The sequence below is a fragment of the Streptomyces sp. NRRL F-5126 genome, from assembly GCF_000721265.1.
Lineage (GTDB): Bacteria > Actinomycetota > Actinomycetes > Streptomycetales > Streptomycetaceae > Streptomyces.
The window spans coordinates 472,407-493,448 of the sequence record NZ_JOFZ01000002.1 but is presented as its reverse complement, the minus strand read 5'-3'; the positions used below and the strand labels follow the sequence as shown (position 1 = coordinate 493,448).

The following is a 21,042-nucleotide window of genomic DNA, read 5'->3' as shown; positions in this document are numbered from 1 at the left end:
ACGGCCGGTGGACCGAAGTAGCGACAGTGATGCGTCCCGGAGTGGGCCGGTGAGCGCCGCGGGGGTCTTCCTCGGCAGACGCCACGCGTCAGGCGCCGGCAACGCCGGTCTGGCCGGGCAGCTCCTGCTGGCCCTCGTCTGTGCCGCCTATGCGACGGGGGCCGCGATGGGCTGGGGATCCCAGGAACTGGCACTGATCATGGGCGACTTCGGCCTGAGCTTCGCGGCTCTCGTCGCCTCGGTCTCGTGCTTCCTCTACGCGCGCGGCCGGGGGCGAAGGTTCCGGCCGGCCTGGCTGCTGTTCTCCCTCTCGTCGTTCATGGCCGCCGGCGGCAACGGCGTATGGGGGTGGTACGAGGTGGTGCTGCACGAGCCCGTGCCCACCCCTTCGCTCGCGGACCTGTTCTTCCTCTGCTTCGCGCCCCCGGCCATCGTCGGCCTCCTCGTCCTCGCCAAACGCCCGGACACCAAGGCCGGCTGGATCTGCCTCGGCCTCGACGCCTGGCTGATCGGCGGATCGCTGCTGACGCTGTCCTGGAGCCTCGCGCTCGCCCACACCGCGCATGTGGACGGCCCGAGCGTCGCCCAGTCGGCGCTCGCCCTCGCCTATCCCCTGCTCGACATCGTGCTGGTCAGCATGGTGCTCGCGCTGCATTTCCGGCACACGGCGAGTCGCACGGCGGTGAACACCGCCATCAGCGCCCTGGCCCTGACCGTGCTGTGCGACGGCCTGTTCACGTCACCGCTGCTGCGTGCCGGCTACCACTCGGGTCAGCTGCTCGACGCCGGCTGGTTCGCCGGATCCCTGCTGCTGGCGTACGCGCCGTGGGGCGTGCGGCACATGCCGGAGCCGGCGCCGCGGGCGCCGCGCGGGCGGGCGCGCAGGCGGCGCGGGATCGCGAGCTCCCTCGCGGCGCTCGCGCCCTACCTCGCCGCGGCCGTGTGCACGCTGGGGATCCTGTACACGGCGGTCGAGGGTCACCAGGTGGACCGGGTCGTCATCCTCACCGGCTGCACGGTGGTGCTCGCCCTCGTCGTCCGGCAGGGCATCATGCTCGTCGACCATGTGGCGCTCACCCAGGAACTGGCCCAGAAGGAGAACCACTTCAGGTCGCTCGTCCAGGGTTCGAGCGACGTGATCATGATCGCCGCCCCGTCCGGCGTCCTGCGGTACGTGAGCCCCGCGGCGTCCGGCGTCTACGGCAGGGGCGCCGAGGAGCTCGAAGGCGAGGAGCTGGCCTCGCTGATCCACCCGGCCGACCTGGGCGGGGTCGTCCACGAGGTGCGCCGCTTCCTCGCCGCGTCGCCCGCGGCGGAGCCGAGCGCGCGCGTCGAGTACCGGTTCAGGTCGGGCAGCGGCGCATGGCTGAACGTGGAGTCGACGGTCAACCGCCACGAGGACGGGCTGATCTTCAACAGCCGGGACGTGACCGAGCGCGTACGCCTCCAGGCGCAGTTGCAGCACAACGCCGAGCACGACCCGCTCACCGACCTGCCCAACAGGGCGCTGTTCACCCAGCGGGTGGGGCAGGCGCTGGCCGGGCGCCGCTCCGGCGACGCGGGCACGGCAGTCCTCTACATCGACCTGGACGGGTTCAAGGGCGTCAACGACCGCCTCGGCCACCAGGTGGGCGACGAACTGCTGATCCGCGCCGCCCGGCGCCTGCAGGCCTCCGTCCGCGCGGGCGACACCGTGGCGCGGCTCGGCGGCGACGAGTTCGCCGCCCTCGTCCTCACGGGCGACGGCGGCGGCGACGGTGTCCCACGCGAGGAGCTGGTCCAGGAGATCGCCGGCAGGCTGCGCCTGACGCTGTCGGAGCCGTACCGCATCGAGGGGCACGACGTACGGGTCGCCGCCTCGATCGGGGTCGCCTTCGCGGAGAGCGGCACGAACCCCGCCGGGCTGATGCGCAACGCCGACCTCGCGATGTACAGCGCCAAGGCGGCGGGCAAGAACCGCGTCGAGCTGTACACGCCGCGGCTGCGGACGGACGCCGTGCGCGGCGCTGAGCTGACGGGCCGGGTGCGCGCGGCGCTGCACGAGGGCGAGTTCACGCTCCTGCACCAGCCGGTGGTGAGCCTCGCCAGCGGCAGGGTCGCGGTCGTCACGGCGCAGCCGCGCTGGCGGGCACCGCACGGCCTGCTGTTCACCCCCGCCGAGTTCCTGCGGATCGCCGACGCCCACGACCACGGCCAGGCGGCGGAGTTCGGCCGCCGGCTCCTCGAGGACGCGGTCGAGAGGGCCACCGAGCGCTCCCGGGTCACGGGTGTGCGCGCCCCGGTCGCGGTCCGGCTGCCGGCGCGGCGCCTGCTGGAGCGGCCGCCGCGGGGCGACAGCGTCGAGGCGCTGCTCGCGCGCCACCGCCTGCCCCCCGGGTCGCTGATGATCGAGCTGGCCGACGTGGACCACGGCGCGGACCTCGACGAGCTCGAGCAGCGCCTGCGCTCCCTGCGCGGGCACGGCGTACGGATCGCACTGGACGCGTTCGGCAGCGGGTTCACGGCCATCCATGCCTTACGCAGGCTGCCCCTCGACGTGCTGAAGCTGGATCGGGGTCTGGTGGAGGGCATCGTGGAGTCCCCGAGGCTGCACAAGATCACCGCCGGGTTGCTGCGGATCGCGCGCGACCTCGGGATGCACTCCGTCGCCGACGGCGTGGACCGCACGGAGCAGATCCCCGCCCTGCGGGCGCTGGGGTGCACCCACGGCCAGGGGGCCGCCTTCTCGGGACCGCTGGACGAGTACCGGCTGCGCCGCGCGCTGAGCCGGGGCGGGTATCCGGTGCCCGACGGAGCCGGCGCGCCGGCCGCCCCAGGCTCCCCGCGGGCCGTGGAGGGACCCGCGCTCGCGGCCGCCGTGTGCGGGCCGTGCACGCCCGTCGCGGCGGGGCACGGCTTCACCGCCCCGTCGTTGCCCGGCATGAGGCCCCGCCCGCTGCCCGCCGAACGGCTGGCTTTCCCCTCGGCCCGCTCGAATGGTGAGACGCCGGTCCCACCCACTTGACAGGTGTGGCGCGGCAGGGGGAGGGTCAGTGCCATGCGCACCCGAATCCTCGTACTTGGACAGCGCGTCGGCTGAAGCAGAGCCCATGACGGCTCCGCGGAACCTCACCGACGCGCTCCCCTCGCTTGCCTTCTGGCACGGGGGGTTTTTTGTTGCACCGGCACACCCCGACACCCTCGCAGAACCCCAGCCCTGAGAAGAGAATGCCGATGACCGAGCAGGCCACCGGGGCCCACCATCCGCAGCCGCGGGCCCGTAGCGGCGGAGCGCCTTCCGCCACCGTCGAACACCTCACGGGTGCGCAGTCCCTCATCCGCTCACTCGAAGAGGTGGGGGCCGACACCGTGTTCGGCATCCCCGGCGGCGCGATCCTCCCCGCGTACGACCCGATGATGGACTCGACCAGGGTCCGCCACGTACTCGTCCGCCACGAGCAGGGCGCGGGTCACGCGGCCGTCGGTTACGCGCAGGCCACCGGCAAGGTCGGGGTGTGCATGGCCACCTCGGGCCCCGGGGCCACCAACCTGGTCACCCCGATCGCCGACGCGCACATGGACTCCGTGGGGATCGTCGCGATCACCGGCCAGGTCGCGTCGAAGGCGATCGGCACGGACGCCTTCCAGGAGGCGGACATCGTCGGCATCACGATGCCGGTCACGAAGCACAACTTCCTGGTCAAGGACGCGAAGGACATCCCGAGGACGATCGCCGAGGCGTTCCACATCGCGGGCACGGGCCGCCCCGGCCCCGTCCTCGTCGACATCGCCAAGGACGCGCTGCAGGCGCGGACCACGTTCTCCTGGCCGCCCGTCATGGACCTGCCCGGCTACCGCCCGGTGACGAAGCCGCACGCGAAGCAGATCCGCGAGGCCGCGAAGCTGATCGGCCAGGCCAAGCGCCCCGTGCTGTACGTGGGCGGCGGCGTGGTGAAGTCCGGCGCGACGGCCGAGCTGCGGGTCCTCGCGGAGCTGACCAAAGCGCCCGTCACGACCACGCTGATGGCGCTCGGCGCGTTCCCCGACAGCCACCCGCTGCACGTGGGCATGCCCGGGATGCACGGCGCGGTCACGGCCGTCACCGCGCTGCAGAAGGCCGACCTGATCGTGGCGCTCGGGGCCAGGTTCGACGACCGCGTCACGGGCAAGCTGGACAGCTTCGCGCCGTACGCGAAGATCGTGCACGCGGACATCGATCCGGCGGAGATCGGCAAGAACCGCGCCGCGGACGTGCCGATCGTCGGCGACGCGCGCGAGGTGCTCGCGGACCTGGTGCAGGCGGTGCAGGCCGAGCACACGGGCGGCACCCTCGGCGACGCGGCGGCGGGCGGCTACCAGGCGTGGTGGAAGGACCTGGACCGCTGGCGGCAGACATACCCGCTCGGCTACGACCAGCCGGAGGACGGTTCGCTCTCCCCGCAGCAGGTCATCCAGCGCATCGGGCAGCTCGCGCCCGAGGACACCGTGTACGCGGCCGGCGTGGGGCAGCACCAGATGTGGGCGGCGCACTTCGTCGACTACGACAGGCCCGCGACGTGGCTCAACTCCGGCGGCGCCGGGACGATGGGGTACGCGGTGCCCGCCGCGATGGGCGCCAAGGTCGGAAGGCCCGGCTCCACCGTGTGGGCCATCGACGGCGACGGCTGCTTCCAGATGACCAATCAGGAGCTGACCACCTGCGCGCTGAACAACATCCCGATCAAGGTCGCCATCATCAACAACGGCGTCCTCGGCATGGTCCACCAGTGGCAGAGCCTCTTCTACAACCAGCGCTACTCCCACACCACCCTGCGGGACGGCAACGACGCGGCGAGCCGGCCGAGCAGCGGCACGCGCGTCCCCGACTTCGTGAAGCTGTCGGAGGCCATGGGGTGCGTCGGGATCCGCTGCGAGTCGCCCGACGAGCTGGACGCCGTGATCGCCAAGGCCAACGCCATCAACGACCGTCCCGTCGTGGTCGACTTCATCGTCCACGAGGACGCGATGGTGTGGCCCATGGTCGCCGCCGGCACGTCGAACGACGAGATCATGGCCGCACTCGGCGTCCGCCCCGACTTCGGCGAAGCCTCCGACAACTGAGCCCCGACCGAGAGACCAGAGAGACTCCCATGTCCACGAAGCACACGCTCTCCGTCCTGGTCGAGGACACACCCGGCATCCTCGCCAGGATCGCCGCCCTGTTCTCCCGCCGGGGCTTCAACATCGACTCGCTCGCGGTCGGTGTCACCGAGCACCCCGACATCTCCCGCATCACGATCGTGGTGAACGTCGAGGAACTGCCGCTCGAACAGGTGACGAAGCAGCTCAACAAGCTGGTCAACGTCCTGAAGATCGTCGAACTCGAGCCCGGCGCCGCGATCCAGCGCGAGCTCGTGCTGGTCAAGGTGCGCGCCGACAACGAGACCCGCAGCCAGATCGTCGAGATCGTCCAGCTGTTCCGCGCCAAGACCGTGGACGTCTCCCCCGACGCCGTCACCATCGAGGCCACCGGTTCGAGCGACAAGCTGGCCGCCATGCTGAGGATGCTCGAACAGTACGGGATCAAGGAGCTCGTGCAGTCCGGCACGATCGCCATAGGGCGAGGCGCGCGGTCCATCACGGACCGCAGCCTGCGCGCTCTCGACCGCAGCGCCTGACCCGCCACCGGCCCACAAGGCCCGGCGGCGGGTGCGGCACGGCCCACCCGGCGGGCGGGGGCGCCGCCCTCCTCCCCGCCCGCATGGCGAGACCCGACGTCCACCGCCGGCGTTCCCGCCGTACGGTGAGACCCATCGCCGGCGACCACCGGCGGCCCCGCGCGATCACCCGCAGCCACCCGCAACCCAACGCACCACAGCCAACAAGGAGAAAACCCCGTGGCCGAGCTGTTCTACGACGACGACGCCGACCTGTCCATCATCCAGAACCGCAAGGTCGCGGTCATCGGCTACGGCAGCCAGGGCCACGCCCACGCGCTGTCGCTGCGCGACTCCGGGGTGGACGTCCGGGTCGGCCTGCACGAGGGATCCAAGTCCCGGGCGAAGGCCGAGGAGCAGGGCCTGCGCGTGGTGACGCCCGCCGAGGCGTCCGCCGAGGCCGACGTCATCATGATCCTGGTCCCCGACCCGATCCAGGCCAAGGTCTACGAGGAGTCCATCAAGGACAACCTCAAGGACGGCGACGCGATCTTCTTCGGGCACGGCCTGAACATCCGCTACGACTTCATCAAGCCGCCGGCCAACGTCGACGTGTGCATGGTCGCGCCCAAGGGCCCCGGCCACCTGGTGCGCCGCCAGTACGAAGAGGGCCGCGGCGTCCCGTGCATCGTGGCGGTCGAGCAGGACCCGTCGGGCAAGGGCCTCGAACTGGCCCTCGCGTACGCGAAGGGCATCGGCGGCACCCGCGCAGGCGTCATCAAGACGACGTTCACCGAGGAGACCGAGACCGACCTGTTCGGTGAGCAGGCCGTGCTGTGCGGTGGCACGTCGGCGCTGGTGAAGGCCGGCTTCGAGACGCTGGTCGAGGCGGGCTACCAGCCGGAGATCGCGTACTTCGAGTGCCTGCACGAGCTGAAGCTGATCGTCGACCTCATGTACGAGGGCGGCCTGGAGAAGATGCGCTGGTCGGTCTCCGAGACCGCCGAGTGGGGCGACTACGTCTCCGGACCGCGCATCATCAACGACCAGACCAAGGCCGAGATGAAGAAGATCCTGGGCGAGATCCAGGACGGCTCGTTCGCCAAGACGTGGATGGACGAGTACCACGGCGGTCTGAAGAAGTACAACGAGTACAAGAAGGCCGACGCGGACAGCCTGCTGGCGACCACGGGCGCCGAGCTGCGCAAGCTCATGAGCTGGGTGGACGACGCCGAGGCGTGAGCCACGCGCGCGGGGCCGCGCTACGCCGCAAAACGGCGGCGCGCGGCCCCGCGCCGAAGACGCAGGCGCCGAGCCGTACATGCCGCTTGCACGTATGAGTGATCCTTCCGCTCGGGTGGGTAGAGCCACCGGGCAACAGCACTAGACTCATCACACACGCGTCGGGCCCACAGCGTCGTGCGTCTTCCACGCGGACGAGGGCGTGCAGCCATGATCCGGGACGGTCATGCCTGCGCCATCACGCCCCCGGCACCCCTCCACCGCCTGCGGCCGCTGGAACGGCCGTCCGCAATGGGACTTGTGAGGACACACGTGACCGCCAAACCCGTCGTACTCATCGCCGAAGAGCTGTCGCCCGCCACCGTCGACGCGCTGGGCCCCGACTTCGAGATCCGGCACTGCAACGGCGCCGACCGCGCCGAACTGCTGTCCGCGATCGCCGACGTCGACGCGATCCTGATCCGCTCGGCCACGAAGGTGGACGCCGAGGCCGTGGCCGCGGCGAACAAGCTGAGGGTCGTCGCCAGGGCCGGCGTCGGACTCGACAACGTGGACGTCGCGGCCGCCACCAAGGCGGGCGTCATGGTCGTCAACGCGCCGACGTCCAACATCGTGACCGCCGCCGAGCTGGCGTGCGGTCTGCTGATCTCCACCGCGCGCAACATCCCGCAGGCCGACGCCGCGCTCAAGAACGGCGAGTGGAAGCGCTCGAAGTACACGGGTGTCGAGCTGAGCGAGAAGACGCTCGGCGTCGTCGGCCTCGGCCGCATCGGCGTGCTGGTGGCGCAGCGCATGGCCGCGTTCGGGATGCGGGTCGTGGCGTACGACCCGTACGTGCAGCCCGCGCGTGCCGCGCAGATGGGTGTCAAGCTCCTCAGCCTCGACGAGCTGCTCGAGGCCTCCGACTTCATCACGGTGCACCTGCCGAAGACCCCGGAGACGATCGGCCTGATCGGCGACGAGGCGCTGCACAAGGTCAAGCCGACGGTGCGCATCGTGAACGCGGCGCGGGGCGGCATCGTCGAGGAGGAGGCGCTGGCGTCGGCCCTCAAGGAGGGCCGGGTCGCGGCGGCCGGCCTCGACGTGTACTCGAAGGAGCCCTGCACGGACTCCCCCCTGTTCCAGTTCGACCAGGTCGTGGCGACGCCGCACCTCGGCGCCTCGACGGGCGAGGCGCAGGAGAAGGCGGGCGTCTCGGTCGCGAAGTCCGTGCGCCTCGCGCTCGCGGGTGAGCTCGTGCCCGACGCGGTCAACGTCCAGGGCGGCGTGATCGCCGAGGACGTGCGCCCGGGGCTGCCGCTCGCGGAGAAGCTCGGCCGGATCTTCACGGCGCTGGCGGGCGAGGTCGCCGTGAGGCTCGATGTCGAGGTGTGCGGCGAGATCACGCAGCACGACGTGAAGGTGCTCGAACTGTCCGCCCTCAAGGGTGTGTTCGAGGACGTCGTCGCGGAGACGGTGAGCTACGTGAACGCGCCGCTGTTCGCGCAGGAGCGTGGCGTCGAGGTGCGGCTGACCACGTCGAGCGAGTCGCCGAACCACCGCAACGTGGTGACGGTGCGCGGCACGCTGGCGGGTGGCGAGGAGGTCGCGGTCTCCGGCACGCTGGCGGGCCCGAAGCACCTGCTGAAGGTCGTCGCCATCGGCGAGTACGACGTGGATGTCGCGCTGGCCGACCACATGGTGGTGCTGCGCTACGAGGACCGTCCCGGCATCGTCGGCACGGTGGGCCGGATCCTCGGCGAGGCCGGGCTCAACATCGCGGGCATGCAGGTGTCGCGCGCCGAGGAGGGCGGCGAGGCGCTGGTCGTGCTCACGGTCGACGACAACGTGCCGCAGCCGGTGCTGACGGAGATCTCGGAGGAGATCGGCGCGGCGTCGGCGCGTTCGGTCAACCTGACGGACTGACCCCGGTGCTGAGGGGCCCGGCGATCGCGCCGGGCCCCTCAGCCGTTCTCGGGCACGCTTCGGTGAGTCCGTTCGGGTCCCTGGTACGCGCGGAGGCTGCGGGCGGACGGGTTCGTGGGCGACAGTAGGAGGGCGTGACCGGCACCAGCGCCGTCACCGTCCGCTGCCGGAAAGGGTGGGCCAGCCGTGCGACGTACCGCAGTGTGGACGGCCGCGACCGCGACCGTGATCCTCCTGGCCGCCGGGTGCGGCGGGCCGGGCGACGGCACCGGTGGGCCTGGCGCGGGCACCGCGCCTCCGAGCCACACGTCGTCGCCCTCCACGGCGCCCTCGGCGTCGCCGAGCGTGCCGCCGGCGAAGGGGTCGGTGAAGGTCCTCTCCACGGTGACCGAGAACCTGAAGTCGCCGTGGGGCCTGGCGGAGCTACCGGATGGCAACCTGCTGGTGTCCTCGCGCGACGAGGGCACGATCACGCACGTGGACGTCAAGAACGGCCGCAAGACCGAAGTGGGCGCGGTGTCCGGGGTGTCGCCCGCCGGCGAGGGCGGGCTGCTCGGCATCGCGCTGTCGCCGTCGTTCTCCTCGGACCACCTGGTCTACGCGTACTTCACCACGCAGTCCGACAACCGCATCGCCCGCATGACCTACGACCCGCGCAAGCCCGCCGGGGAGCAGCTGGGCGCGCCCGACACCATCCTGCGGGGCATCCCCAAGGGGTTCATCCACAACGGCGGGCGGATCGCGTTCGGCCCCGACGGGATGCTCTACGCCGGGACGGGCGAGTCGGGCCACAGCGGGCTTTCGCAGGACAGGAAGTCGCTCGGCGGCAAGATCCTGCGCATGAAGCCGGACGGTTCGCCCGCGCCGGGCAACCCGTTCAAGGGCTCGGTGGTCTACGACCTCGGCCACCGCAACGTGCAGGGCCTCACCTGGGACAGGGCCGGGCGGCTCTGGGCGTCCGAGTTCGGTCAGGACACCTGGGACGAGCTGAACCTGATCGAACCGGGGAAGAACTACGGCTGGCCGAAGATCGAGGGCAAGGGTCACAAGCCGGGGTTCACCGACCCCGTGGAGCAGTGGCACACGGACGAGGCGTCGCCGAGCGGCATCGCGTACGTGGCCGGCTCGGTGTGGATGGCGTCCCTGCGCGGCGAGCGGCTGTGGCGCATCCCTCTGGACGGACGGGAATCCGCTGCGGCCCCCCAGGCGTTCTTGAGTGGGAAATACGGCCGCCTGCGTACGGTGCTCTCGGCCGGAGGCAACAGGATGTGGCTGGTGACCAGCAACACCGATACGCGCGGCAAGCCGAAGCCGGGGGACGACAGGATCCTCCTGCTTGAGGTGCGCTGAGCGGGGAGCGGAAGGCGGGCGGGCCGTGTTCAACATGATCGAGAGCCTCTTCGCACCGGGCCGCAAGCACACGGCCGAGGAGCAGAAACGGCTGGAGCTGACCCGTGTGGACGTGGAGGGCGCGGACCCGGGGCGCGGCCCGATAGACCTGGCGTCCGGCAAGGTCACGATCCGCCGGGTGCAGGCGGAGGAGGACGAGGCCGAGGCCGAGTCGTAGCCGCGACCGGCCGCGCGGCACCACGGCTGTGTGCGGGCGCACGCCCGCGGGCGCGCCGGCCGCGGTGGGCGCTGTCCGGCGCCATGCCGCGCACCGGCACCGCGAGGCCGCGGGCGGGCCCGACAGTCGGGCATCCCCGACGCGACCTGCGGCGGACGCCGGGCCCCGCGCCCGCCCACCGGCGGCCACTGACCCGCACCCCGCCGCGCACCGGCGCCGCGACGGGCGCGCGCGGGCGTCACCGGCGCGACCGCTCCCGCCTGCGGGGGGGCGCGGGCCCGGCACACGTCCACGCGCCGCGCCTGCCGGGGGTCTCCGCGGGCGTGCCGCCGGTTGGACGCCCCCGTCCCACACCGCACGCGGGCGCCGCGGTGCGGTGTGCCGCCCGCGGGCCCTGGCGTACGTCCCGGCGCGGCGGGCGGTCAGGTGAACAGGCCCAGCCGGTGGGCCGTCGCCGCGGCCTCCGTGCGGCCCGCTACGCCGAGTTTCGCGAGGATGTTGGAGACGTGCACGCTCGCCGTCTTCGGCGAGATGTACAGCTCCTCCGCGATCCTGCGGTTGCTCAGCCCGTCGGCGACCAGGCGCAGCACGTCGTGTTCCCGTGGCGTCAGGCCGAGTGAGAGCCCCGGCGAGTCCGGTGCCTGGGCCGCGGCGCTCGGCGCGCCCAGCGTGATGCGCGCCCGGGACGCGAGGAGCGCCACGTCCTCGGCGAGGGGCCGCGCACCGAGTGCCGTCGCCGTGGTGTGCGCCTCGCCGAGCAGCGCCGCGACTTCCTCGCGGTCGGCGTGCGACTCGAGCAGCGCGCCCGCCCACCGCATCCGGGCGCGGGCCAGCTCGTAGGGCCGGCTCAGCTCGGTGAACGCGTGGGTGGTACGAGCCCACAGGCGGGGCGCGGGGTCGCCGCAGGCACGCGCGCGCTCCGCCTCGAGCATCAGGGCATGCGCCTCCCACACGGGGACCGCTGTCGGCATCCGCTTCGCGTGCGCGCCGATCGCTTCGAGGACGGCGGCGCGTCCGTCCTCCGCCTCGGGCCTGCCGCGGTGGTCGGCCTCGATCGCGGCGGCCGCGACGAGCAGGGGCAGTACGTAGCGCTGCGTTCCGAGGCCGAATCCGCCGGCCGAGACCCGTTCGAACTCCGCACGTGCGGCGGCGATGTCGCCGCGCCGCCCGGCGACGGTCATGGCGAGGCGCGCGGGCTGAATGAAGTGCTGCGGCTGCGGGTCGTGGACGCCGAAGGCGGCCCGCGCCCGGTCGGCCTGGCGCCGCGCCTCGTCGAGGTCGCCGCGGGCGAGGGCGAGTTCCGCGCGGTACATCGCGAACGAGCCGCGCACCTTGGGGGTGTCCCCGTCCTCGCCGACGGCGTCGAGCAAGGCCGCCATCTCGTCCCAGCGGCCGAGGGAGAACAGGGACCGCGCCATGTTGGCGCGCGTCCACGCCTCCTGGTGGGCGAGGCCGAGCGAGCGGGTCGCCTCGATCCCCGCCTCGGCGGCGGCCACCGCCTCCTGCGATCGGCCGACGCTCTCCAGCGTGGAGGGCAGGTTGGTGGCGACACGGCCGGTCAGCTCGGCGGCGCCGAGCGCCTTCGCGCGGTCGCGCACCTCGTACATCTCGGCGAGGCCCTCCTCGACGCCACCGGCGTCGGCGACCAGCCAGCCGCGGGTGAGCCGGGCCTGGAGTTCGGTGTACCCGGCGCCGACGAGGCGTGCGTACTCGACGGCTCGGTCGGCCGCGGCGAGCGCCTGGGGCCCCGGCCTGTGCAGCGCGCCCCAGGTCGCGGACCTGCTGTGCACCTCGGCGTGCACGGCGGAAGGCGGCAGGCCGCGCGTCAGTTCCTCCGCCACATCGAGTTCGTGCCGGCCGTCGCCGCGGTCGAGGTCCTGCACGAGGTTCGAGCGCTGGAGCCAGAACCACGCGGAGCGCAGCGCGTCGTGCTCGTCCTCCAGCACGCGCAGGGCCTTCTTCGCGACGGCGAGGGCACGTTCCCTGTCGCCGCTGAGCCTGGCGGCGACGACGATCTCCGCGAGGAGGTCGATGTGGCGCAGGGGGCCGGCGGGCGCGTCCGGGTGCCCGTCCGCGTGGGAGCCGTCGGTGGCGGTGCCGCACGCCGGGTACACGTCGACGCGGTCGATGGGCCGCAGCCCGGCGCGCACCGCGTCGGGCGTCTCGTCCCACAGTTCGAGCGCGCGTTCCAACAGCCGCAGCCGCTCGGCGTGCGCGGAGCGGCGGCGTGCCTCGACGGCGGCGAGGAGCACGGCGGGCAGCGCTTTGGCCCGGTCGTGCGCGCTGTACCAGTGGCTGGCCAGCCGCGTCGTGCGCTCGTCCGCCCGCACGAGGGAGGGGTCGGCCTCAAGGGCCTGCGCGTAGCGCCGGTTGAGGCGGGAGCGCTCGCCGGGCAGCAGGTCGTCGCTGACGGCCTCGCGCACCAGCGAGTGGCGGAAGCGGTAGCCGTCACCGTCCGCGGTGGGCAGCAGGACGTTCGCGCCGACGGCGAGGCGCAGCGCCGCTATGAGATCGTCCTCGGCCAGTTCGGCGACGGCGAGCAGCAGGGGGTACTCGACAGTGGTGCCGCCCTCCGCCGCGAACCTCACCACGCGCTGGGTGTCCTCGGGCAGTCGTTCGACGCGCACGAGCAGCAGGTCGCGCAGCGAGTCGGTCATGCCGCAGGCGCAGCCCTCGTCGTAGGAGCAGGACAGTTCCTCGACGAAGAACGCGTTGCCGTCGGAGCGACGGAAGATCCGGTCGACGAGCACGGCGTCCGGTTCCGCGGCCCGGATGCCGGTGAGCTGGCGATGCACCTCGGCGCGGGTGAAGCGCTCCAGGTCGACGTGGCGCAGTGAGCGCAGCCTGTCGAGTTCGGCGAGGAGCGGCCGCAGGGGGTGGCGGCGGTGGATGTCGTCGGACCGGTAGGTGGCGATGACGAGGAGCCGGCCGCGGCGCAACGCACGGAAGAGGTAGGCAAGCAGGTGGCGGGTGGAGGCGTCGGCCCAGTGCAGGTCCTCGATGACGAGGACGACCGTGCGGTCGGCGGCGACGCGCTCGAGCAGCCGCGCCGTCAGCTCGAACAACCGGGCAGTGCCGTCCTGTTCGAGCGCGTCGGGGCTCGGCGCGCCCAGCTCAGGCAGGATCCGCGAGAGCTCGTTCTCCTGCCCGTCGGCCGCGGCGGCGAGTTCGCCGGGCAGGCGGCGGCGCAGGGAGCGCAGCGCGGTGGAGAAGGGCGCGAAGGGCAGGCCCTCCGCGCCGATCTCGACGCATCCGCCGGTGACGACGACCGCGTCACGCTCGCAGGCCGCGTCGGCGAGTTCCTCCACGAGGCGGGTCTTGCCGACCCCGGCCTCTCCGCCGACGAGCACGGCCTGCGGCTCTCCGGCGGCCGCGTCGGCCAGGGCCTGCCGTAGGGCCGCCATCTCTCGTGCCCTGCCGACGAACACCGGGCTGACGGATCTGCTCTCCACAGGCCCGAGCATCGCACAGGCGTCCGCCTCCGGGGCCCGCACACCGGCCCCGCCACTCATGCCGCGTGGTCGAACAGCTGCTGCAGCGGCCTCACCCGCCGCCCGGTGTCATGGACTCGCTCGCGGGCCGCCGCCTTGCGGGCCTCCTTGGCCTGCCGGGCCAGGCGCCCGGCGGCGGCCTCGCGGAGCAGGTCGGCGTGGTGGGCCTTCTGCACGTCGTACGCGATCATCGGGTTCTCCTGGGTGCTGGTGCGGTCGTCCTGTTGACGCCTCCACCCTCGTCGCCGAGGTACCCCTGCCGCATCGGGCGACTTCCGCATCTTGGCGGCGCCCGGACGCCTTAGGCGCCGGGCGCTGCCCCGCGTACGGCCCTAAGGCCCCGTGCCGGGGGCCTTAGGGCGCCGATCGCGGGGATGGCCGGAAGAGTCGTTGAGAGCAGACGGACACGCTCCGTACACTCCTCCACGGGATGACTGCGGGTATCTGTCCGTGAACACCTGGAAAGGTGGGCGCATGGCTCGTGTGTGGGAGGCCGATCCGGCTGCTTCGTTCCGGCGCCGGCTGGGGAAGTCGCCGCAGGCGCTGGAGGTCACCGAGGACAGGGACGGCTGCCCGGACATCTGGGAACTGGGCAACGGTGACATCGCCGTCATCGGCCGTGATCTGACGGACGCCTACGCCGCGCGCCTACCCGCCGATGCCACGATCGCGGAGGACGAACGTCTGGTCGTCATCCCCGGGCGCACGCTGCGGGCAGCGAAGCAGGACATCGCCGATGCCTGATCCCGGTGACCTGGACCTGGAAGACGCGACGGGCGAGCGGCTGACGACCGAGGCGTACCGGCGCGACTTCCGGCTGCGCGACGGTGAGGTGACCGGCCGGGACAGCTGGAAGCTGGAGCGTCGGCAGCAGTTCGAGGAGGGCCCCTCCCCCAGTTGGGACGCGTTCCGGCGCGGTGACTGGCAGGAGGCGCTGCGGCTGCACGGGGAGAAGCGGGATCGCTGGGAGCGGATCGCGCGCGAGGACAGGGCGCGGGGCAGCGTTTTCCACCGGGTGCGGGTCGTGGAGGAACCACTGACGCCGTACCTCCAGTGGGAGCTGCACGCCCTGCGGGTCCAGGGCGAGAGCGGCTCGCCGGTCCGGGTCGTCGGCGCGGAGAAGGTGCGGCCCCTGGAAGCCGTCCGCTCGCTGCCGGAGGTCGTCACGCTGGGCGGCGGGGTGCTCTACGAGGTGCGGTACACGCAGCAGGGTCTGCTCGACGGGGCGGTGCGCCACACCGAGCCGGGCCTGGTCGCCCGCTGGGAGGAGTGCATCGCAGGGCTGTACGAGGGCGGCGAGGACATCGTCTCCTACGTCGACCGCCGCGTGGCTCCCTTGCCCGCGCCCCGGCTGACGGCGGGATAGACCGATCGACAGTGACGGTGTCGAGCACGGCGGGGGCAGGGGCGGGGGCGGCATCCGGACGCACTCTGAGCTGTCCGGGACCGCCCAGGAAGTGGTGCAGGCCGGCCGGGTAAGCGGAGGCATTCACTTCCACGGCACCGACGGGCTGTCACGGGAGCGTCCCCCGTCCCGCCCGGCTCCCCGCCAGCTACCGGGGAACGTCAGGCATTTCGTCAACCGTACGGACGAGTTGCGACGGCTTGCCGCCCATCTGTCCGGCGACCGGGAACCCTTCGTCGTCCCGGTGTACGTGATCGCGGGGACTGCCGGGTCGGGCAAGACCGCGCTCGCCCTGCGTTGGGCGCACTTGGTGCGTGAGAACTATCCGGACGGACATCTGTACGTCAACCTGCGAGGTTATGACCCCGGTGAACCCGTGGCCGCGGAAAAGGTCCTCCCCCGTTTCCTGATGGCGCTCGGGGTGCCTGCCGCGGCCGTGCCGTCGGACAGCGAGTCCGCCGCCGCCCTGTACCGCTCGGTGCTGGCCGACCGCAGAGTGCTCGTGGTGCTGGACAACGCGGCCACGGTCGCCCAGGTACGCCCCTTGCTGCCGGGCGACGGCAGTTGCCTCGCGATCGTGACCAGCCGTGGGCGGCTGTCGGGACTTGCCGTGCGCGACGGCGCGTACCGTCTGACGCTCGGCACCCTGCCCGAGGCCGAGGCGATCGCTCTGCTCCGTACGGTGACTGATGGGGCCCGGGCGGACGGTGACGACCGTTTGGCCGAGCTCGCCCGGCTGTGTGCCTGCCTGCCCCTCGCCCTGCGCATCGCAGCCGAACGTGCCACGGACCACCCGTACATGCCGATTCAGGAACTGATGGACGAGCTGCGTGACGAGTCGAGGCTGTGGGACGCGTTGAGTACGGGGGACGAGGAGGGCGAGGCCGTGCGCGCGGTGTTCGCGTGGTCCTATCGGGCGCTGTCCCCGGAAGCGGCCCGCCTGTTCCGGGTCCTCGGGCTGCATCCAGGACCCGAGTTCGGCGTCGGCGCGGCAGCCGCCCTCGCCGGTCTCAGCGTGCGAACGGCGCGGCAGCAGCTCGACGTACTGGCGGGCGCGCACCTGCTGATGCCGACGGCACCGGACCGGTTCGAGTTCCACGACCTGTTGCGCGCGTACGCGACCGACCGCGTCCGGCAGGAGGAGCTCCCCGAGGACAGATCCGCCGCGCTCCTCCGTCTCCTGGACTGGTACCTGCACACCGCCGACGCGGCCCAGGCCATGGTCATGCCTGCCGAGGACCGCCTGCCACTCGGCCCACCGAACACGGGCGTCGAACCGCTGTCCTTCGCCGACCACCACCAGGCCGTGGACTGGGCCGAGCGGGAGCGGGCCAACTTCCTGCCCGTGGTGCAGGCCGCGGAGAAGTCCGGCCTCGACCGGTACGCCTGGCAGCTTCCCGCGGTCCTGTGGAACGCCAAGTCGCCGTCCCTGCTCGCCACCGACTGGCTCGCCATGGGACGAATCGGCCTCGGTGCCGCGCGTCGCCTGGAGGATCTGACAGCGGAAGCCGGTCTTCTGGAGAGCCACGGATTCGCCTGGACCAAGACCGGCCGTACGACCGAGGCCCTCGACAGCCACCAGCGGGCGCTGGCGATCCGGCGGCAATTGAGGGACACGGAGGGCGAGGCTGCCTCCCTCAACGCCGTCGGTCTCGTGCACCTGCGCCGCCGCGAGTTGAGCCCTGCGGGAGCACGACTGCGGGAGGCAGCCGACCTTTTCGGCGAACTGGGCGAGACGCACTGGCACGCCGTGGCCACCGCCAACCTCGGCCTGGTGGACTACGAGGCCGGGCGGCTCACGGAGGCTGCGGAGGAGATTTCCCTGGCCCTGGCTGAGCACCGCACGGAGGGTGCCGAACGCAGCATCGGCAACGCCCTGTGGGTGCTCAGTCGCATTCGACTCGATCGCGGTCAGCACCAGCAGGCCCTGCTCGACGCGCAGGAGGCCGTACGGATCGCCCTGGATCTCCGCAGCCACGTTCTGGAGGGCAACTGGCTGCTCGCTCTCGGCGACGCCCAGCGGGCCCTCGGCAGCTACGAAGAGGCCCTCACCTCCTACCACCGATCGGCCACGCTGCACCGCAGGCTCGGCGACCACAGCCGAGAGGCACTCGGCCTGCAGGGCACAGGTGAGACGTATCAGTGTCTTGACCGCACCGAGGAGGCCGCGCACTTCCACCGCACAGCGGCGGCAGCACACCGCGAACTCGGCGACGCGTGGAACGAAGCACTCGCCCTCGACGGCCTCGCCAGGGCTGTGCGGGCGGGGGATCCGGCCATGGCACACGGGTATTGGACGGAATCCTTGCGTCTCCTTTGCCGCTACGACGACCCGCGGGCGCGGGCGACGCGCCGTGACGTCGAGCGGCGGCTCGGTGACGTGGAGACGGGCGGCTGACCCCTTACGTCGGCCCGGCCCAGGGCCGCCTCTGGGACGGCACGTCCGAATCCGGCGCGTCACTCCCGTGCTGGCACGGTGACAACGGCCGCTCCCATGCCCGGGGCCTGCCCGGCGTCGCGCACCAGTACCGGTTCCGCGGCGTGCAGCCGCAGGGCGGGGCCGTCCTCCAGGCCGATGACGACCGCGAGTCCGCCGGACGCGTACCGCTCACTCCGTACGCTGCGGACGGCTTGCCAGCCACCCCACACGCGCACGCACTGACCGGCCCGTACGTTCACCGCCGCGACCTCGGTCTCCGACGGTCCGGGGACGGATCCCGGCGCCACCAACTCGGCCCAGATCGTCTTCCCGACGCCCATGAGCCGGTCCTTCACGCCCCACCGGTAGGCCAGCGAGGACACCAGCAGCAGTCCGCGCCCGCACGTCTCTTCTTCGCCAGGGCTGCGCACCTCAGGGCTGCCCTTGCCGGCGTCGCTCACCTCCAGCCGCAGCAGGCCGCCCCGCTCCCGGCACTCGATGCGTACGCCGACCATCCGGTCGCCCGGGGCCCGCACACGGACGGCGTTGGTCACCAGCTCCGACAGCACCAACTCGGCGTCCGCCACCGTGTCCTGCTTCGCCCGCCACTCGCCGAGCCTGGCGCGCAGGAGCGTCCGCGCACAGGGGACGCTGCTCGGGTGGCGGGCCAGCTTGAAGTTCGCGATGCGGGGTTCATCCATCACAGCTCCCATCGGTTTGCGGGCAGTTCTCGAGCCGCCTGGAAGCCGTGACCTGCCGGCGACCACTTTCGGCGGTGGTTCGATCGCGGTGCGTTATGGAAGCTAAGATGAACCTGATGCGACACAACGTCAAGTCACGTTCCTGTCAATTGACATCACCGTAGATCGAGACTGCCCGCTTGTGTCGGTTACGGATTGGATGTGATCGAGGTGGAGCGCGCGTCTGCCTCGATCACGCGGCGAGAGGTACACATGTCCGGTAGTGCGAACACACTCATGATGTCCCGCGTGACGTTCGGCCGTGCGCTCCGGCGCCTGCGGGCCGAGGCCGATCGGCTCACGCTCGCGGACGTCGCATCGTCACTCGGCTGCGACGTGTCCTTGATCAGCCGAATCGAGAACGGGAAGCGCGTCTGCTCTCAGCAGCACTTCGCCAAGCTGATGGATCTCTACGGGGTCTCGGCTGCCCAGCGCGACGAGCTCGCCGAACTGTTCGCTGCCGCGCGCGATCGCCAACTGCCCTGGTGGGCCCCCTACGGCGAGGTCATCAGCGCGCAGTACGAGCGCTTCCTGGGCTTTGAAGCCGCCGCCTCAACCGTCAACGAGTACCAAGTAGGCATCCTGCCAGGGCTGTTGCAAACTGAGGCATACGCCCAGGCGGTGACCGGCGTGGGCTTCACCTCCCTCGGGCCCGACCAGATCGAAGCGCTGGTCGAGGTTCGCGGCCTCCGGCAGCGTCACCGCCTGCTGGACACGGAGTCCCCGCTGACGTGCCGCTACGTCGTCACGCAGGCAGCCCTGGACTTCCAGGTGGGAGGCAGGCAGACCCACTTGCAGCAGTTGGACCACCTACTGGAGATCTCGACACACGACTCGGTCGAACTCCGCGTCGTCCCGTACGAGAAGGGGGAGCAGGCTGCGCAGATCGCCGCGTTCAGAATTCTTCAGTTCGCGGACGACGACGTGCCCGACGTCGCGTTCGGCGAGTCGGTCGCCGGTAGCCTGACCATGGACGACCCCAGGGATCTGCGACGATTGCACAGGCTGTTCCGCAGCCTCGCCGACGCGGCCTTCTCACCGAGCGAGAGCCGCGATGTCATCGCTCGCACGAGAAACAAGGATGTCTGACTCATGGAGAAGATAGACCTTTACGCGATCGACCCTGCCACCCTGACCTGGCAGAAGAGCAGCTTCACCGCCAACAACGGCGAGTGCTTCGAGCTCGCGCCGCTCCCCCAAGGGGGGGTCGCCGTTCGCGACTCGAAGAACCCCACCGCTCCCCACCTGTGTTTCACCGCCGGCGAGTGGCGGGCCTTCAAGTCCGGCATGGCGGCCGGGGAGTTCGACAACCTATAGCCCGAGGAGGCGGTGCCCTCACGTTCCGACGAGTGCGAGGGAGCCCCACAGCGCCAGGGTGGCCACCAGCAGTGTGGCCGGGACCGTGATGAGGCCGAGCCGCGTGAAGTGGCCCAGCGCGGGCTCCGTGTCGTGTTCGTGCAGGATCCGGCGCCACAGCAGCGTCGCGAGCGAGCCCACGTAGGTCAGGTTCGGGCCCAGGTTGACGCCGATCAGCGCGGCGAGCACCGGGCCGGGGCCCGCGGGGGCGACCACCGGGAGCAGGGCCAGTACAGCGGGCAGGTTGTTGATGGCGTTCGCGAGCACCGCGGCGACGCCCGCCACCGCGAGCAGCGCGCCGAGTGACGAGCCGCCCGGCAGGACGGCGCCGATTCCGGTGCCGAGCCCGTTCTCCACGACGGCCTTGACCACCACGCCGAGTGCCAGGACGAACAGCAGGAACAGCGGCGAGGCCGCGCGGACGAGACCGGTAACGGTCAGCGGTTCGGCCCCTTCGCCGGCTTCCGGCTTCTCGGCCCGGCGCCGCCGCAGCAGTCCGCGTACCGCCAGCACGAGTGCGCCGCCCGCCGCCGCCCAGACCGGCTCCACCCCTACGAGCGAGGTCACCGCGAACCCGGCGAGCGTCAGGCAGAGCACCGTCGTGGCGAAGACGGGCAGCGGCGTGCGCCGCGAAGCGCGCGGCAGGTGGCCGCCGGCCGCCAGGTCCGTGGCGAACCAGCGCCGGAAGACGACGTACTCCGCGGCGATCGAGGCCAGCCAGGGCAGCGCCATCAGGGCCGCGAACCGCGTGAAGGACAGCCCGCTCGCGGACAGCGCGAGGAGGTTGGTCAGGTTGGAGACCGGCAGCAGCAGGGACGCGGAGTTGGCCAGGTGCGCGGAGGCGTACACGTGGGGCCTGGCGCGCGCGCCCACGCGCGCCGTCGTCGCGAAGACGACCGGCGTGAGCAGTACGACCGTCGCGTCCAGGCTGAGGACGGCCGTCGTCAGTGCCGCCACCGCGAACACTCCGCCGAGCAGCCGCCCCGGGTGCCCGCCGCACGCACGGGCCACCATGTCGCCGGCTGCCTCGAACAGGCCGTCGACGGCGCACAGTTCCGCGAGGACCAGCACCGCCGCGAGGAAGGCGACCACCGGCAGCAGCTCCCTGGTCTGCTGCCAGGCCTGGCCGGGTGTCACGGCTCCGATCGCTATCACCACGCCGGCCGCGGGCACCGCGGCCACCGCCTCAGGCAGCCCCTTCGGCCGCAGCACGGCGAACGCCAGCACTGCGAGCAGCAGTGCGACGGAGACGATCTCTTCGACGGCGTCGTTCAGGGTGGGCTCCAAAACCGCGAGGGGCGG

The 21,042-nt window shown here is 72.0% G+C and carries 16 protein-coding genes; 12 read left to right on the top strand and 4 right to left on the bottom strand.

The window, feature by feature from the left end; translation table 11 throughout:
• Window positions 1-49: 49 nt before the first annotated feature.
• From IH48_RS0106425 to IH48_RS0106395, 7 genes are all read left to right on the top strand, one after another.
• Complete coding sequence (locus tag IH48_RS0106425; RefSeq protein WP_051839265.1) at window positions 50-3,004, top strand: putative bifunctional diguanylate cyclase/phosphodiesterase; 2,955 nt, start codon at window positions 50-52, stop codon at window positions 3,002-3,004.
• A gap of 209 nt (window positions 3,005-3,213) precedes the next feature.
• Window positions 3,214-5,079: an acetolactate synthase large subunit gene (locus tag IH48_RS0106420; protein WP_030900287.1), complete on the top strand. Its 1,866-nt coding sequence runs from the start codon at window positions 3,214-3,216 to the stop codon at window positions 5,077-5,079.
• Between the two features lie 29 nt (window positions 5,080-5,108).
• Complete coding sequence (gene ilvN, locus IH48_RS0106415) at window positions 5,109-5,636, top strand: acetolactate synthase small subunit (RefSeq protein WP_030900284.1); 528 nt, start codon at window positions 5,109-5,111, stop codon at window positions 5,634-5,636.
• Window positions 5,637-5,855: 219 nt separating this feature from the next.
• Window positions 5,856-6,857 (top strand): ketol-acid reductoisomerase, encoded by a 1,002-nt coding sequence (gene ilvC, locus IH48_RS0106410; RefSeq protein ID WP_030900281.1) that lies wholly within the window; start codon window positions 5,856-5,858, stop codon window positions 6,855-6,857.
• Window positions 6,858-7,169: 312 nt separating this feature from the next.
• A complete protein-coding gene (gene serA / locus IH48_RS0106405) occupies window positions 7,170-8,762 on the top strand; it encodes a phosphoglycerate dehydrogenase (protein ID WP_030900278.1) in 1,593 nt (530 codons plus the stop codon).
• A gap of 186 nt (window positions 8,763-8,948) precedes the next feature.
• Window positions 8,949-10,112, top strand: coding sequence for a PQQ-dependent sugar dehydrogenase (locus IH48_RS0106400; protein WP_078849517.1), 1,164 nt, complete (start codon window positions 8,949-8,951; stop codon window positions 10,110-10,112).
• Between the two features lie 25 nt (window positions 10,113-10,137).
• A complete protein-coding gene (locus IH48_RS0106395) occupies window positions 10,138-10,329 on the top strand; it encodes a DUF6191 domain-containing protein (RefSeq protein WP_030900274.1) in 192 nt (63 codons plus the stop codon).
• 422 nt (window positions 10,330-10,751) lie between these two features.
• Here the strand turns inward: IH48_RS0106395 and IH48_RS0106390 are convergent, their stop codons facing one another.
• Both IH48_RS0106390 and IH48_RS36165 read right to left on the bottom strand, forming a co-directional pair.
• On the bottom strand, window positions 10,752-13,841 hold the full coding sequence (locus tag IH48_RS0106390) for a helix-turn-helix transcriptional regulator (protein WP_420705450.1): 3,090 nt from the start codon (window positions 13,839-13,841) through the stop codon (window positions 10,752-10,754).
• Window positions 13,838-14,011, bottom strand: a complete 174-nt coding sequence (locus IH48_RS36165; RefSeq protein ID WP_158710257.1) for a hypothetical protein — start codon at window positions 14,009-14,011, stop codon at window positions 13,838-13,840. Before IH48_RS36165 ends, IH48_RS0106390 begins: the two co-directional genes overlap by 4 nt.
• Before the next feature lie 283 nt (window positions 14,012-14,294).
• On the opposite strand from IH48_RS36165, the gene IH48_RS0106380 reads away from it, so the two are divergent.
• The 3 genes from IH48_RS0106380 (at window position 14,295) to IH48_RS0106370 (ending at window position 17,623) form a co-directional block, all read left to right on the top strand.
• A complete protein-coding gene (locus tag IH48_RS0106380) occupies window positions 14,295-14,564 on the top strand; it encodes a hypothetical protein (RefSeq protein ID WP_030900269.1) in 270 nt (89 codons plus the stop codon).
• Window positions 14,557-15,186 (top strand): DUF6879 family protein, encoded by a 630-nt coding sequence (locus tag IH48_RS0106375; protein WP_051839263.1) that lies wholly within the window; start codon window positions 14,557-14,559, stop codon window positions 15,184-15,186. The genes IH48_RS0106380 and IH48_RS0106375 overlap by 8 nt, the downstream gene beginning before the upstream one ends.
• 229 nt (window positions 15,187-15,415) lie before the next feature.
• Entirely contained in the window at window positions 15,416-17,623 is a 2,208-nt protein-coding gene (locus IH48_RS0106370; protein WP_234434146.1) for an ATP-binding protein, read from the top strand.
• Window positions 17,624-17,682: 59 nt separating this feature from the next.
• Here IH48_RS0106370 and IH48_RS34290 read toward each other — a convergent pair whose 3' ends face one another.
• Complete coding sequence (locus IH48_RS34290; protein ID WP_051839262.1) at window positions 17,683-18,345, bottom strand: ATP-binding protein; 663 nt, start codon at window positions 18,343-18,345, stop codon at window positions 17,683-17,685.
• A 201-nt stretch (window positions 18,346-18,546) separates the two neighbouring features.
• Between IH48_RS34290 and IH48_RS0106360 the strand changes: the two genes are divergently transcribed.
• Together IH48_RS0106360 and IH48_RS0106355 are read left to right on the top strand one after the other, a co-directional pair.
• Window positions 18,547-19,473 (top strand): helix-turn-helix domain-containing protein, encoded by a 927-nt coding sequence (locus IH48_RS0106360; RefSeq protein ID WP_051839260.1) that lies wholly within the window; start codon window positions 18,547-18,549, stop codon window positions 19,471-19,473.
• A 3-nt stretch (window positions 19,474-19,476) separates the two neighbouring features.
• A complete protein-coding gene (locus IH48_RS0106355) occupies window positions 19,477-19,701 on the top strand; it encodes a DUF397 domain-containing protein (RefSeq protein ID WP_030900257.1) in 225 nt (74 codons plus the stop codon).
• 18 nt (window positions 19,702-19,719) lie between these two features.
• On the opposite strand, the gene IH48_RS0106350 is transcribed toward IH48_RS0106355, so the two are convergent.
• A complete protein-coding gene (locus IH48_RS0106350) occupies window positions 19,720-21,027 on the bottom strand; it encodes an SLC13 family permease (protein ID WP_030900255.1) in 1,308 nt (435 codons plus the stop codon).
• Between the last annotated feature and the right edge of the window lie 15 nt (window positions 21,028-21,042).